General features: G+C 47.9%; 10 protein-coding genes. 4 read left to right on the top strand and 6 right to left on the bottom strand.

Annotated elements, in window-relative coordinates; translation table 11 throughout:
- Positions 1-56 precede the first annotated feature (56 nt).
- Positions 57-1514, top strand: coding sequence for an aldehyde dehydrogenase family protein (locus tag CEF21_RS04580; RefSeq protein WP_241156765.1), 1458 nt, complete (start codon positions 57-59; stop codon positions 1512-1514).
- A gap of 165 nt (positions 1515-1679) precedes the next feature.
- Here the strand turns inward: CEF21_RS04580 and CEF21_RS04575 are convergent, their stop codons facing one another.
- Positions 1680-2648, bottom strand: coding sequence for an NAD(P)/FAD-dependent oxidoreductase (locus CEF21_RS04575; RefSeq protein ID WP_164462077.1), 969 nt, complete (start codon positions 2646-2648; stop codon positions 1680-1682).
- Positions 2649-2793: 145 nt separating this feature from the next.
- On the opposite strand from CEF21_RS04575, the gene CEF21_RS04570 reads away from it, so the two are divergent.
- Positions 2794-3819 (top strand): NADP-dependent oxidoreductase, encoded by a 1026-nt coding sequence (locus CEF21_RS04570; RefSeq protein ID WP_123913659.1) that lies wholly within the window; start codon positions 2794-2796, stop codon positions 3817-3819.
- 31 nt (positions 3820-3850) lie between these two features.
- On the opposite strand, the gene CEF21_RS04565 is transcribed toward CEF21_RS04570, so the two are convergent.
- Positions 3851-4579 carry a 5-formyltetrahydrofolate cyclo-ligase gene (locus tag CEF21_RS04565; protein WP_123913657.1) on the bottom strand — a complete coding sequence of 243 codons (729 nt, stop codon included), beginning with the start codon at positions 4577-4579 and terminating at the stop codon, positions 3851-3853.
- A 368-nt stretch (positions 4580-4947) separates the two neighbouring features.
- Here CEF21_RS04565 and CEF21_RS04560 point away from each other — a divergent pair, with 368 nt between their 5' ends.
- Together CEF21_RS04560 and CEF21_RS04555 are read left to right on the top strand one after the other, a co-directional pair.
- Positions 4948-6504: an ABC-F family ATP-binding cassette domain-containing protein gene (locus CEF21_RS04560; protein ID WP_123913655.1), complete on the top strand. Its 1557-nt coding sequence runs from the start codon at positions 4948-4950 to the stop codon at positions 6502-6504.
- Between the two features lie 433 nt (positions 6505-6937).
- The gene (locus CEF21_RS04555; RefSeq protein WP_123913653.1) at positions 6938-7435 is read left to right on the top strand and encodes a hypothetical protein; all 498 of its coding nucleotides are present in this window, start codon (positions 6938-6940) and stop codon (positions 7433-7435) included.
- A 40-nt stretch (positions 7436-7475) separates the two neighbouring features.
- Here the strand turns inward: CEF21_RS04555 and CEF21_RS04550 are convergent, their stop codons facing one another.
- The 4 genes from CEF21_RS04550 to CEF21_RS04535 all read right to left on the bottom strand — a co-directional run bounded on the left by CEF21_RS04550 (position 7476) and on the right by CEF21_RS04535 (position 13196).
- The gene (locus CEF21_RS04550) at positions 7476-8231 is read right to left on the bottom strand and encodes an STAS domain-containing protein (protein ID WP_123913651.1); all 756 of its coding nucleotides are present in this window, start codon (positions 8229-8231) and stop codon (positions 7476-7478) included.
- A complete protein-coding gene (locus CEF21_RS04545) occupies positions 8221-8883 on the bottom strand; it encodes a cobalamin B12-binding domain-containing protein (RefSeq protein ID WP_123913649.1) in 663 nt (220 codons plus the stop codon). Before CEF21_RS04545 ends, CEF21_RS04550 begins: the two co-directional genes overlap by 11 nt.
- A 227-nt stretch (positions 8884-9110) precedes the next feature.
- A complete protein-coding gene (locus tag CEF21_RS04540) occupies positions 9111-11006 on the bottom strand; it encodes an ABC-F family ATP-binding cassette domain-containing protein (RefSeq protein ID WP_123913647.1) in 1896 nt (631 codons plus the stop codon).
- Between the two features lie 21 nt (positions 11007-11027).
- Entirely contained in the window at positions 11028-13196 is a 2169-nt protein-coding gene (locus CEF21_RS04535) for a DNA topoisomerase III (RefSeq protein WP_123913645.1), read from the bottom strand.
- Positions 13197-13718: the final 522 nt, after the last annotated feature.

Here is a 13718-nt window from a genome sequence, read left to right as displayed (position 1 = left end):
TGGCCCCTCTCCAATCGGGTACTTTTATACGGTAAGAAAAAAGGAGGAAATGAACGATGACTGGTCAAATGACTTATACGAAACATTATATAAACGGTGAATGGACAGATGGATCGAGCGACAAAACCATTGAGAATGTGAATCCCTTTACAGGAGAGCTGCTGTTTGAGATACGCTCGGCAGACAAAAACGATTTGGATCTGGCATACCAATCAGCGAAACAGGCTCAGAAAAGCTGGAGCCGGACATTGCCTGCCGAACGGAGAACGATTCTTGACAATGTCGCCCGGCAGCTGAACGAGCGGAGAGAGGAAATCATCAGCTGGCTTGTTCAGGAATCAGGAAGCACCCGGATTAAGGCGGAGGCCGAGTGGTCTGCTACCTTAAATATCGTTCAGGAATCAGCAAGCTTCCCTAACCGGATGGAGGGCAAAATCCTTCCTTCAAACATTCCCGGAAAAGAAAACCGTGTATATCTTACTGCGAAAGGAGTTGTCGGTGTAATCGGCCCGTGGAATTTCCCGCTTCATTTAGCGATGAGATCGGTTGCACCGGCAATCGCTACAGGGAATACCGTCGTGCTGAAGCCTTCTTCCGACACTCTCGTTACATCCGGATTCCTGCTCGCTGATTTGTTTGAAAAAGCAGAGCTGCCAAAAGGCGTCCTTAATGTTGTAGCCGGCAGGGGCTCTGAAATCGGCGATGAATTTGTTCTCCATCCCATTCCGAAAGTCATTTCCTTTACCGGTTCTACAGAAGTTGGGCAGCGTATCGCAGAGCTTGCAGCTAAAGGGTTGAAGGAAACGGCTCTCGAGCTTGGCGGCAATAATGTAATGATCGTTTTGGAGGATGCTGATCTAGAACAGGCGGCAAACGCAGCGGTCTTTGGAAAGTTCCTTCACCAGGGTCAAATCTGCATGGCACTGAACCGGATTATTGTCGTGGATGAGGTGTACGATGCCTTTGCCGAAAAATTCATAGAAAAAGCGAAGAGTCTTGCAGCAGGAGACCCGAATGACAAGAATACGGCTGTCGGTCCATTGATTAACGAAGACGCTTTAAGCCGCATTCACAAAGATGTGGAAGACAGCACGGCGATGGGGGCAAAAATGCTCGTCTCCGGCAAAGCGGACGGAAATGTCCTCCATCCGATTGTCCTTGGTGAAGTAACGAATGACATGCCCATTGCCAAAAAAGAAATCTTCGGCCCTGTGGCACCGCTCCTCCGTGCCAAAAATGAGGAGGAAGCCATTGCCATCGCCAATGATTCTGAATACGGCCTGAGCGGCTCAATTTTCAGCGGAGACGTTCACCGCGGGGTCCGCGCCGCTAAAGAAATCGAGACAGGCATGATTCATGTAAATGACCAATCCGTAAACGACGAAGCACACGTTGCCTTCGGAGGAGAGAAGCACTCAGGAATCGGACGCTTCGGCGGAGAGTGGGCCATCGAAAAATTCACAACCGTGAAATGGATCGGGGTCATGGATGAGCCGAGGAAATATCCTTTTTAATTCATATCAATCCAGTAAAAAACGCCGGATATTTGTATCCGGCGTTTTCTTATGCCAGAAACCATGCACAATGGCTTAAGCACGGTTTTCTTTCTCTTTTCAGCCCATTCCAGCGGGGCTGTCTGCGTGAATGGCTGTGCCCAGGGACTTAAACAAACGTTTGATTTATATACTGTCTCTCATTCTTCGAACCAGTTCTTCTCCTGCCGCTGTCCCTGACAGATACGCGCTTTCGAACCTTGTCCGCCCGGCCGGATCGTTTTCTTTCAAGAAGGCATCTCCTGCTATAAGGAAAGGATGCTTCTGATTCAAATCCAGAAAAGGGTGTTGATAAGGCTTTACTGCTTCAGCATACCGCCATTTCTTCAGCTGAACTGCTTCCACATTTCCTTCGCCTATATACGCTTCTGCCTTCTTTAAAATCAGCGATAAAATTTCATCGTCCGCCATTTCAAAATGCTCTTTCGACCATTCACCCGTCATATAAATGACTGTAATCGGCACAGGTGAAATTCCTTTTGCGGACTGATCGGCCATTCTTTCGATCCCGTCCGGCAGCGAGCGGTCAAGATGCCCGTGATCGCCAATGCTGCTTTTCTCTTTCACTGTCACTAAAGCAGCCAGGCACGGATTAAATTTTATCTCCTCAAGCTCCTTCGCACCGGGTATTGAGCTTGCATTCAGCAGTTCAGCTGCCTGCGGGGCTGGAATGGTCAGTAGGACTGCAGCGCTTTGGATGCTTTCCCCTTTTTCAGAGAATAGCTGAAATCCTCCGGGCACCTCCTCCACGCGGACAATCTTCATGTCCGTTCTCACATCAAGATCGGCCGCCAGTTTTTTTGCCAGACTGTTCATCCCTTCCGTACCGGTATATCGGGGATATGGATCCGCGTACCATTCTTTTATCCACCCGGCTTCCAGCCATTGAGCTGTTCTTTTTTTCAGTTCATCTGTCCTTACGGTAAAAAACTGCGCTCCATGATCTGCTCTTCCGCCGCCGATTCTCCGTGTAGCAAGCCTTCCGCCCGGACTTCTCCCTTTATCAATCAGGGTTACATCTGTCAGACCATTTTCTTTTAATACCGCTGCGGCCGTTAAACCTGAAAGGCCGGCACCAACAATGACAATTTTCACATTCAATCCCTCCCTTTTTCCACTTTACCCTGAAACTTTCCTGCACGCCAAAATGAATATGCCTTTTTCAAGGTGTATTCTTTGAACAAGCTTGTGCATGATGATAGGGTAAATATAGATACGCGAATTCAAGGAGGAATTGACAATGGAAAAAACAACTCAAAAGCAAATCCAGCTTGCACAGCGTCCGAACGGAATGCCGGATGCAAGCACATTCCGCTTTACTGAAACCAATGTCCCCGAACCGAAAGAAGGAGAAGTGCTCGTCCGCACCCTTTACCTATCTGTAGACCCTTATATGAGGGGCAGAATGCAGGATACGAAATCGTACGTAGAGCCTTTCCCTCTTAATGAAGTCATTCATGGAGGAGCTGTCGGCGAAATCGTTCAGTCGAATTCTCCTGACTTTAAACGCGGAGACACCATTGTCGGCATGCTTGGCTGGCAGGAATATTCCGCAGTTCCGGCAAAAGCTGTCCGCAAAATTGATCCGAATGTGGCACCGATCACGACTGCGCTTGGCGTTTTAGGGATGCCCGGACTGACAGCCTATTTCGGGCTTCTTCATATCGGACAGCCTCAGGAAGGCGAAACCGTCGTTGTCTCCGGTGCTGCAGGGGCCGTCGGTTCCATTGTCGGTCAAATTGCAAAGATTAAAGGCGCCCGCGTCGTTGGAATTGCAGGCTCCGATGACAAAATTAAGTACCTGAAAGAAATCGGGTTCGATGAAACCATTAATTACAAAACCGATGATGTTGAAAAAGCGCTTGAAAAAGCGTGTCCAAATGGAGTCGATGTGTATTTCGACAACGTCGGCGGTGAAATTTCCGATGCCGTATACAGCCTGTTGAACAAATTTGCGCGTGTTCCAATCTGCGGAGCCATCTCCTCTTATAATAAAGCCGGGGAAGATTTAGGTCCCCGCGTTCAAACGAAGCTCATCAAATCAAGTGCTTTGATGAAAGGGTTTGTTGTCGGAGACTACGCAGACCGCTTTGAAGAAGGCTCCCATGAGCTGGGAGCATGGGTGCAGAATGGCAGCCTGAAATATGAAGAAACCATCGTCGAAGGCTTTGAAAACATTCCGGAGGCATTCCTTGGTCTGTTCAAAGGCTCTAACCTTGGGAAACAGCTCGTTAAAGTGACCGATCCGCTTTATGCGAAAATCTGATCACGAAGAAATCCCCTTTAAGCATAAAGGCTTAAAGGGGATTTTTTTTATGTTTCGTCCATTCTTTGATTTCCTGCAGCACCGGCATTTCATGAAGCTCTTCCTCTGTAACCCGGCTCCATACAATGCCCTCAGGCTTCCTGACATTCGAGCCTGTCTTAAACAGCCCTTCCTCTGTTGCAATCCAATCCGCCGTTAAATCAAATTCTTCCACCGGAATATCATCCTCTACAACCTGCCGGCTGTTGACGGTTGTCACGACCGGGACCTCCGGATTGCCAAGTTCTCTTATGATGGCATATTCCCTGTCGGCATAGCCTTCTCCCTTTCCGAGCCGTCTGCCATCTGAGGTCATCGCAACAGACCCGACGACAATCAGGTCGATTTGCGGCATCTCTGATAACGGCAATAGCTTTCCATAGTCCTTTATATGACTTAAACTGGCTGCTCTTCGTTCTTCCCCTGCCGGCACCCATTCCGGTTTCACCTGGATAAACCCTGCTTTCAGCCTCGGCGTCGGCACCAGAAGAGTTTTCCCGTCTTTCAGCACCTGTGCCCTCAATGGCAGCTGAGGCGCGTCAGGATTCACTTTGACGACCTTTGCCTGTTTATATTCTGGCATCTGCACAACGAACGCCGCGGCTTTTTCTGCCCCTTTCACATTTGGAATTCTTCCCTTGAGAGGAAACGGAAACCTGCCGAGCTTCTCTTCTTCTAAAAGGCTCCATACCTTTTCGCGGATTTCTTTTTTATTTGACATGTTTTAGCCCCTTTTTTGTTTTTCCTTTAAATTATCAGGAAATACAGCATGATGTCAGCCATCCAGCCTTGAATCGCTAAATTACACATGAATTACCGCAGTTTTTCCCGGGAAATAATCAAATTGCAACGGCATTCCCCTTCATTCTTTCCGGAAATTCTCTTTCTTTTTCTTCCTCCTCTCTCTTTAACTAAACAGCCTGGTTCGATATAATCATGGAGTGAGCATAAATCTAATCATTTTGACTATACAAGTACGGGTAAACTGCCTGCTGATTTCCGTTTCCGCCGATTTCTTTCCTCTCCAATCAACAGGCGTTACAGCACCATGCTTGAACATAGCCTATATAAAAGGAAAAGGTGTATAAAATGAGTGTATTATCAGTTAAAGATCTCAGCCACGGTTTTGGTGACCGGGCTATATTCAACAACGTTTCCTTCCGTCTTTTGAAGGGCGAGCACATCGGATTGATCGGAGCGAACGGGGAAGGTAAATCCACGTTCATGAACATCATTACCGGAAAGCTTGAGCCGGATGAAGGAAAAGTGGAATGGTCCAAAAAAGTGCGTGTCGGCTATCTGGATCAGCATACTCAATTGGAAAAGGGCCAGACGATGCGCCAGGTTTTGCAAGGCGCTTTTCAGTATTTGTTTGATATCGAAGCTGAAATGAACGGCATGTACGATAAAATGGGCAGTGCCACTCCGGAAGAGCTTGAAAAACTTCTGGAGGATGTAGGAGTATTGCAGGACACCCTTACGAATAATGACTTTTATGTCATTGATTCAAAGGTGGAAGAGGTTGCCCGCGGACTGGGCCTGACCGATATCGGCCTTGAGCGTGAGGTTCAGGATTTAAGCGGAGGCCAGCGGACAAAAGTCCTTCTCGCCAAGCTTCTTTTAGAAAAGCCGGACATTCTTTTACTTGATGAGCCGACGAACTACTTGGACGAACAGCACATTGAGTGGCTGAAGCGCTATCTGCAGGAATATGAGAATGCTTTTATCCTGATTTCGCATGATATTCCCTTTTTGAACAGCGTAATCAACCTGATCTATCATATGGAGAATCAGGAACTGAACCGCTATGTCGGCGATTATCATGATTTCATGAAAGTATATGAAGTGAAAAAACAGCAGCTTGAATCAGCCTTTAAAAAACAGCAGGCCGAAATTGCCGATTTAAAGGACTTCGTTGCCCGGAACAAAGCGCGCGTTTCTACACGTAATATGGCTATGTCCCGTCAAAAGAAGCTGGATAAAATGGATGTCATTGAGCTTGCTGCGGAAAAACCAAAGCCTCAGTTCAACTTCAAAGAGTCCCGCGCAGCAGGAAAAGTGATTTTCGAAACGAAGGATTTGGTGATCGGGTACAATGAGCCCCTCTCAAACCCTCTTAACCTCCGGATGGAACGCGGACAGAAGATCGCTCTTGTCGGTGCAAACGGAATCGGTAAAACAACCCTCCTCCGCAGCATCCTTGGAGAAATCAAACCGCTGTCAGGCGCAGTGGAACGCGGGGATTATCTCAACATCGGCTATTTCGAGCAGGAAGTGAAAACAAGCAATTATAATACGTGCATAGAGGAAGTATGGAACGCATTCCCCTCTCTTAATCAGGCGGAAGTCCGTGCAGCCCTTGCCAAATGCGGCCTGACGACGAAGCACATTGAAAGCAAAATTGAAGTGCTGAGCGGAGGGGAAAAAGCAAAGGTCCGTTTCTGCAAATTGATGAACACGGAGAGCAACCTTCTCGTACTCGATGAGCCGACCAATCACCTGGACGTAGATGCAAAGGAAGAATTAAAGCGTGCCCTCCTTGCTTATAAAGGAAGCATCCTCATGATCTCCCATGAACCTGAATTTTATCAGGGACTGGCGACAGAGGTGTGGAACTGCGAAAGCTGGACGACGAAGGTATTTTAATCATAAAACATTGGATGGAAATGGATTCCCTCGGAAGGCTGCGAGAGCATTCCGGGGGTTTTTAATTTATTGGCTCGGTTAAAGCCTAATGTTGATTTTTAAAACTAGTTGATTGAAGTGGAAGGCGCGAGACTCCTGCTTAGAGCAGCGGGACAGGTGAGAACCCGCAGACGCATAGCGGCGAGGAGGCTCACCGCCCGCCCCGCTGGTCGCTGAGCGCCTGCAGCGGAAAGCAACAGCCAAGTTTAAGAGAGCTAATTTATTCACTGTTGATTGAAGCGGAAGGCGGAAGACTCTTTCATGCGCCCGCCCAAGGAAAAAGGAACGCCCTCATAGCTGCACTAAGTGTGACAGGGTACGATCCCTGTTTCAATATACCTCAACCGGCGGCTAACCGCCCCATCTAAATTAAAACAGACGAGGGAGACAATAGATGAACCGACTGATCATGCTTTTCCTTTTTATGCTGGGGGCGCTTCTCCTTACAGCGTGCAGCCCGGAGCAAAAAGAAATTGATTCCTATATTGATCAAGTGACCGATTGGAATACAGCCGAGTATAAGATTATCAGTGAATACGAGGATGCGTATCAAAATGAAAAGATGTCCGAAGAGGAATATATAGCCATCCTTGATAAGGCCTATAAAAACTATCCCGGCTTTCTGCAAAAAGTAGAAGCGTTTCGGCCGGATTCTGAACGGCTGGCGGATATTCACCGATTGTACATGAAATCGCTGAAAAGCTACTTAGAATCGATGAAACTGGATAGAGCCTATTATGAAGCGGATACGGAGGATGAACAAAACCGGCTGGACCAAGAGTTCTCTGCCAAGTCTGAGGAAGCGGCCTCAATCTCTGAAACTTTTGAAAAAAGGCTAGAAAAGCTTGCATCCCAGAACTTTATTGACCTGGAATGGCAAAATATTGAATAGAAAGCGAAAAAGCCGCCGGTTTATAAACCGGCGGCTTTTATTAGGAAGAAAAATAGGTTTGAATGGCTTTTGGCAAGGTACTGACAGACAGGACATCAAGAGCGGCTTCCGATTGGTTCATCGCTTTCACATGGGAAGGTGTAAGGCCTGTAAACATCGGTTCCACACCCATGAGCCTGAATTCAGCCGTCAGTTTCCCGAGTTCTTCCAGTCCGTCTCCTGTCAGCGATCCGATCCCGTGAAAATCTAAGATGGCATGTTCAAAGTCTTTTTCAAAAAGACTGTTCAGCAATCTAGTCCGGTTCCTGCTGATCAAGTTTTCCTCCAAATTTCCAAACAGAGGAATGAGCACCAGCTTCGGTGATATTGTAATCGCAGGTCCAGACAGTTCGGTGATTTTCTCCAATGATTTTTCAAGCGCTTCTTTTTGGAAAAGCAGCTCCAAATCCGTCTCGGCAAGGCGTCTCTGCTGATCACTGATTTTGCTGATGAGCTCTGCCATATGCAAATCCTGGGGGTGACAGACTAAATGCCCGATTTCACCATCCCACTTAACCGCAAGCTTAAAGGTTGCGAGTGTCCCGCTTTTTGTGAGCAGAGCAAGCTCCGCCTCTTTTTTTCCGTCCCCCGTCAAAAATTTCATAGCCTTTGGGCGGCTCTCACTATCAGCAAGTTCAAGAATTGATGAATCATCCTGAAATGAAAAAAGATCCCTGGCTTCATCAGAGCATTCAAGGATCTCGAATTGCCTGTTGATTAAGAAGTATGCCAAAGGCATATGTTTGCTATTTGACAACTTGACCTCCTCCGGACTGCTCTAAATGGAACCAGTCAGCAAGCTGATAAAGAGACGGGACGAAGCATGTCCGTTCAGAACCATATTGGGTAAAATCATGGGTAGCAAGAAGACGGCCTCCAAGCAGCACGGTCGGTTCGGTTTCTATGGCCTCGAGCTTCTCAATATAATATTTAAGCACCCCTGCACGGTAGCTCAAACTAAAAGACAGACCGATTACATGCGGCTGCCAGCTCTGAGCCGCAGATACTGCATATTCAAGCGGCAGGTTGGGACCCATAAACTTCGTTTCCCAGCCATTTTCCTCGAATAAAATATGGACCATTTTCAGACCAAGGTAATGGTCTTCATCCTGCACGCACAAAAACATAGCTTTCTTTTTATCTGAAGAAGGGTTCCCATTTTTCTCTCTCAAAAGATAGTGATATTTTGCCAGGATATAATCGCAGGTCGACGTAGCCAAATGCTCATCCGCCACGGTTACCTCATTATTCTCCCACAGTTCGCCTATATATCTCATTGCTTTTGTTATTAGCCCCTCAAATAAATCAAGGGTACTTGCACCTTCGTTCATTTGACGATGAATCATATCCCACGCGGATTTATGATCTCCCTCAAGAAGACTGTGTGCAAATTTCTCAGGAGGTTTCATCGTTTCACCCCTTACTGATTCGTTCTATTTACTACCCTATCATTTTTTATTCAAAAAAACGAATAGATCAGACTGGTAAATTAAGTATTCTGACGGCGGATTCCAACAATTCTTAGCAATGATTGTGCCTCTGCCAGGGTCAAAACAAAAATAGAGTATGACTAGAATTTTACAGCAGAATCCGTCCATAGTACAGTAAAAACCGCCGGATCATCCGGCGGTTTTTGTCAGGATTTAGCCTGGTCAATTTCCTCAAGGATCAGGGAGAGCTCTTCCCACCGCTCCATTGAGTATTCGAGCTTCTCTTCCGTTTCCTTTTGCTCCTGCATCAGCTTTTGAATTTTGCCGAAATCACTTCCGGCCTGATCAATCCCGGTCTGAAGTTCACTCAGTTTTTCTTCCAATGCTGCAATTTGATCTTCCAGACCGTTCCATTCCTGCTGCTCCTTATAGGAAAGCTTTTTCCTCGTTTCTTTCACGGGTTTTGCCGTTTCAGCGGGTTTAGCTGCTTTTTTCTCGGCCGTCTGGATTTTCCGCTCTTCCACATACTCTGTGTAGTTCCCGTAAAAACGTTCGATCAGGCCGTGTCCTTTAAAGATGAACAGCTGATCAATGACCCGGTCCAAAAAGTACCGGTCATGGGATACGGTAATCACGACGCCCGGGAAATGATCCAGGTATTCCTCCAGCACGCTGAGCGTCTGCGTATCCAGATCGTTTGTCGGCTCATCCAGGAATAGAACATTCGGTTCCTGCATCAGTACATTTAAAAGGTAAAGACGGCGGCGTTCCCCCCCGGATAGCTTGCGGATGTAGGTATACTGCATCGATCTCGGGAATAGAAAACGCTCCAGCATCTGCTCGGCGGTTATCGCCGTTCCATCGATGGTATGGACAATCTCCGCTGTTTCTTTAATGTAATCAATCATACGAAGGTTCTCATCCATATCGGAATGGTCCTGTGTGTAATACCCGATTTTCACAGTCTCTCCCGTTTCAATCACTCCGCTGTCCGGCTGGATTTTCCCTGCCAGCATATTCAGCAGGGTGGTTTTTCCCGTTCCATTCGGACCGATCAGTCCAAGGCGGTCACCGGGAACGACCAGGTAGCTGAAATCTTTTACGAGCGGCACATCTCCGAATTGCTTACTTACGTCTGTGAGCTCCATGACCTTTTTCCCGAGCCTTGTACTTCCGAGGGCAAACTGAAGATCATGCTTCGCTGTATCAAACTTTTGCTCTTTCATATCTTCCACACGCTGGATGCGTGCCTTTTGTTTCGTCGTTCTCGCCTTCGCCCCGCGGCGCAGCCAGGCAAGTTCCCGTCTCAGGGTATTGTGATGCTTTACTTCACTTTGAATTTCCTGTTCTTCCCGCTCCGCTTTTTTCTCCAAAAACATTTCATAGTTGCCTTCGTACGTATACAGTTTTCCTTTATCAAGCTCAAAAATCTGGTTCGTCACCCGGTTCAGGAAATACCGGTCATGCGTCACAACAATAAAAGCGCCTTTGTACTGGGCAAGAAACGCTTCAAGCCACTCGATCGTATCCTGGTCAAGATGGTTCGTCGGCTCATCCAGAATCAGTAGATTGGCAGGCTGAATCAGGGCCTTCGCGATGGCGACCCGTTTTTTCTGGCCGCCTGAAAGCTCGCTTATTTTTTTGGTAAAGCTCGTAATTCCAAGACGGGTCAGGACGGTTTTAGCTGTCGTAATGGCGTCCCACGCATTCAGTTCATCGACTGTTTGCTGCATGGCCATGAGGGAAGCCTGCTTTTTTTCATCCGCAGGATCCTGTTCAAGGAGGGCGAGGGCTTTTTCATAGTCCCTCATCCCTCTCATAATCGCGGCCTCCCCGAAATAAATCTGGTCAAGCACCGTTAACTCCTCGTTCAGATCCGATGCTTGAGGCAGATATTCAATGTGAAACTGGTTGGCATGGGTCATCGAACCGGATTCTGCCGTTTCCTGACCTGCCAAATATTTCAGAAGCGTTGACTTCCCCGTTCCGTTCACACCAATCAAACCGATGCGCTGCTTTTCTGATATGGAGAAAGAAAGGTGGTCGAAAAGCACCTTTTCCCCGTATGTTTTATATAAATTTTCAACCGATAACATGCTCATACTAAGATCAACCTTTGGTTTTTATTTGAGCTTCAGCTTGGCAAGCGCATCCGCTAAAGCATTATTGGAAAAATCATCATCATCTTGTTTTTTCATATAGTTGGCGACTTCTTTTTTTGATACTTTATGATTCTTCTCTTTCTTTTTCCGTTCATTAAATGTGGAAAGCTTCTCGCGGTGGCCGCACACACACGTGAAAATTTGGCCTTCTCCTTCTCCGCGGAGCTCAAGACGCTTATGGCATTTTGGACAGCGCGCATTTGTCGTCTTCGAAATGTTTTTCCGGCTGCCGCACTCCCGGTCCTGACAGACAAGCATTTTGCCCTTTTTCCCTTTCACTTCAAGCATCAGCTTGCCGCAATCCGGACATTTTGTTCCCGTCACATTGTCGTGCTTGAATTTTTGCCCGCTGTTCTTTATGTCTGTAACGACCTGACCGGCATACGTCTTCATTTCTGAAATAAACCGGTCCTTCGGAAGCTTGCCTTTCGCAATAGCCGCAAGCTTCTGCTCCCATTCAGCCGTCAGTACGGGAGACTTCAGTTCTTCCGGAACGAGTCCGAGAAGCTGCTTGCCCTTCGATGTGACCGCAATGTCACGGCCCCGCTTCTCAATGACAAATGAGCTGAACAGTTTTTCAATAATATCCGCACGGGTCGCAACAGTTCCAAGACCTCCCGTTTCCCCGATGGTCTTGATTAACTCTTTATTCTCCCCTGCCATAAATTTCGCCGGGTTTTCCATCGCTGAAAGAAGCGTTCCTTCATTAAAGCGTTCAGGCGGTTTTGTTTCTCCAGCCGTCTGAACAAGCTTCGGATTCAAACGGTCTCCTTCTTTTACAAGCGGAACATCTGAAGCAGATTCCTCATCCGCCTCTTTTCCCGCCGCCTCTTTCCAGCCCAGGGAAAGAACACGGTTCCCCTTCGCTGTAAATTCTTCGCCGCCGATTACGGCCGTAATGGACGTTTGTTCATATTCATAAGGATCAGAGAGAACAGCAAGGAACCGTCTCACAATCAGGTCATAAATATTCCGCTCCTGACTTGTAAGCGAAGACAGCAGCGGCGTTTCTTCTGTTGGGATGATTGCATGGTGATCCGAAACCTTCGCGTCATCCACAAACGCCTTGCTGACCTTGATACCTTTTCTCAAAATGGCTGCCGCATAAGGCGCGTACGGTTTAACTTCAACCGCTTTGACACGATCCATCAGCGTCCCGGCCATATCCGATGTCAAATACCTCGAATCGGTACGCGGGTACGTAACAGCCTTATGCTGTTCATAAAGCTTTTGCATAATGGACAATGTCTGTTTCGCCGAGTACTCGAAACGCTTATATGCATCCCTCTGCAGTTCCGTTAAATCATACAGTGCAGGGGCAAAGCTTTTTTTGTTTGTTCTTTTTACTTCCTTTATAACTGCCTCTTCATGCTGAAGCTTTTTCAGCAGGCTGTCGGCCTCGGCTTTGTCGAACATTCTCGTTTCGTTCGTCTTCTTGTGGCGCCATGTCAGCTTCAGGCCATTGTTTGCCGATGCAGAAATGCCGTAAAATGGCTTCGGCTTAAACTGGCTGATTTCCTCTTCCCGTTTGGCAATCATCGCAAGCGTCGGCGTTTGCACACGTCCGCAGGAAAGCTGCGCATTAAACTTCGTCGTCAGCGCGCGGGTAGCGTTGATCCCGACGAACCAATCCGCTTCAGAACGGGCAACGGCTGAATGATAGAGAAACTCATATTCCTTTCCGTCCTTCAGGTTTTTGAATCCCTGGCGAATCGCCTGGTCTGTCACAGAAGAAATCCACAGACGCTTCAGCGGCTTATTCACCTTCGCCTTTTCCAGAATCCAGCGCGCGACAAGCTCCCCTTCACGCCCGGCATCGGTTGCAATGACAATCTCTTTCACGTCTCCCCGGTTCAAAACGGCCTTTACCGCATTAAACTGCCTGCTGCTCTGCTTAATGACCGTCAGCTTTAAACGATCCGGCATAATCGGCAGCTCATTCAAATCCCACGTCTTGAACTTCTGATCATACGCCTCAGGATCCGCAAGTGTCACCAAATGCCCAAGAGCCCACGTCACAATATACTGTCCGCCCTCCAAATAACCATTGCCTTTCCGATCCGCCTTCAGCACCCGCGCAATATCCCTCGCAACAGAAGGCTTTTCAGCCAAAACCACTGTCTTACTCATGTCAACATCCTTTCAAGGCAGAAACCTCCTGCCTTTTTTTCTATATAAATCGCATCCAAGCGTGCGAAAATAACCTTCTTACAGTTTATCAGAAATTGGGGTTGGTGCAAGGAATCGGAGAATCGATACCGGCCAGTGGGGAATGGGTGCGCTTTTCTGGGGGAGGAGAATTGGCTTCTGATTGGATGGCGGGGTCTGGCGGGACCTGGCGGGTGCACTGACCCCCAATACGGTACCGCGGCGGGGGATGGAGCAAAGGATGACGGGGGCGGAGTGAACACTTGTTTTTATGGAGGCGGGGACGGAGGTTTAGTGCTTTAGCTAGGCGGGGGTCAGTGCATGACTCTGACCCCCGGCCCTTTAAAGCAAAAGGGGAACAAGCATTGAGAGCAGTATCACCTGTGCCGCCTGCAGTTTTCGAGGAGGGGGACGGAGGTTTAGTGCTTTAGCTGAGCGGGGGTCAGTGCAAAACATGCATGCACACAAACATCCCCCCGCGCCTGTTGGAGCAGCGGCGATGTT

This window comes from Bacillus sp. FJAT-42376, from assembly GCF_003816055.1.
Lineage (GTDB): Bacteria > Bacillota > Bacilli > Bacillales > Bacillaceae > Metabacillus_B.
This window is presented reverse-complemented; position numbering and strand designations above follow the sequence as displayed.

Excerpts from the sequence above, each read along its gene's own strand:
- CEF21_RS04535 (WP_123913645.1), bottom strand. The coding sequence starts at position 13,196 with ATGAGTAAGACAGTGGTTTTGGCTGAAAAGCCTTCTGTTGCGAGGGAT.
- CEF21_RS04565 (WP_123913657.1), bottom strand. The coding sequence starts at position 4,579 with ATGTCAAATAAAAAAGAAATCCGCGAAAAGGTATGGAGCCTTTTAGAA.
- CEF21_RS04540 (WP_123913647.1), bottom strand. The coding sequence starts at position 11,006 with ATGAGCATGTTATCGGTTGAAAATTTATATAAAACATACGGGGAAAAG.
- CEF21_RS04570 (WP_123913659.1), top strand. The coding sequence starts at position 2,794 with ATGGAAAAAACAACTCAAAAGCAAATCCAGCTTGCACAGCGTCCGAAC.
- CEF21_RS04560 (WP_123913655.1), top strand. The coding sequence starts at position 4,948 with ATGAGTGTATTATCAGTTAAAGATCTCAGCCACGGTTTTGGTGACCGG.
- CEF21_RS04545 (WP_123913649.1), bottom strand. The coding sequence starts at position 8,883 with ATGAAACCTCCTGAGAAATTTGCACACAGTCTTCTTGAGGGAGATCAT.
- CEF21_RS04580 (WP_241156765.1), top strand. The coding sequence starts at position 57 with ATGACTGGTCAAATGACTTATACGAAACATTATATAAACGGTGAATGG.
- CEF21_RS04555 (WP_123913653.1), top strand. The coding sequence starts at position 6,938 with ATGAACCGACTGATCATGCTTTTCCTTTTTATGCTGGGGGCGCTTCTC.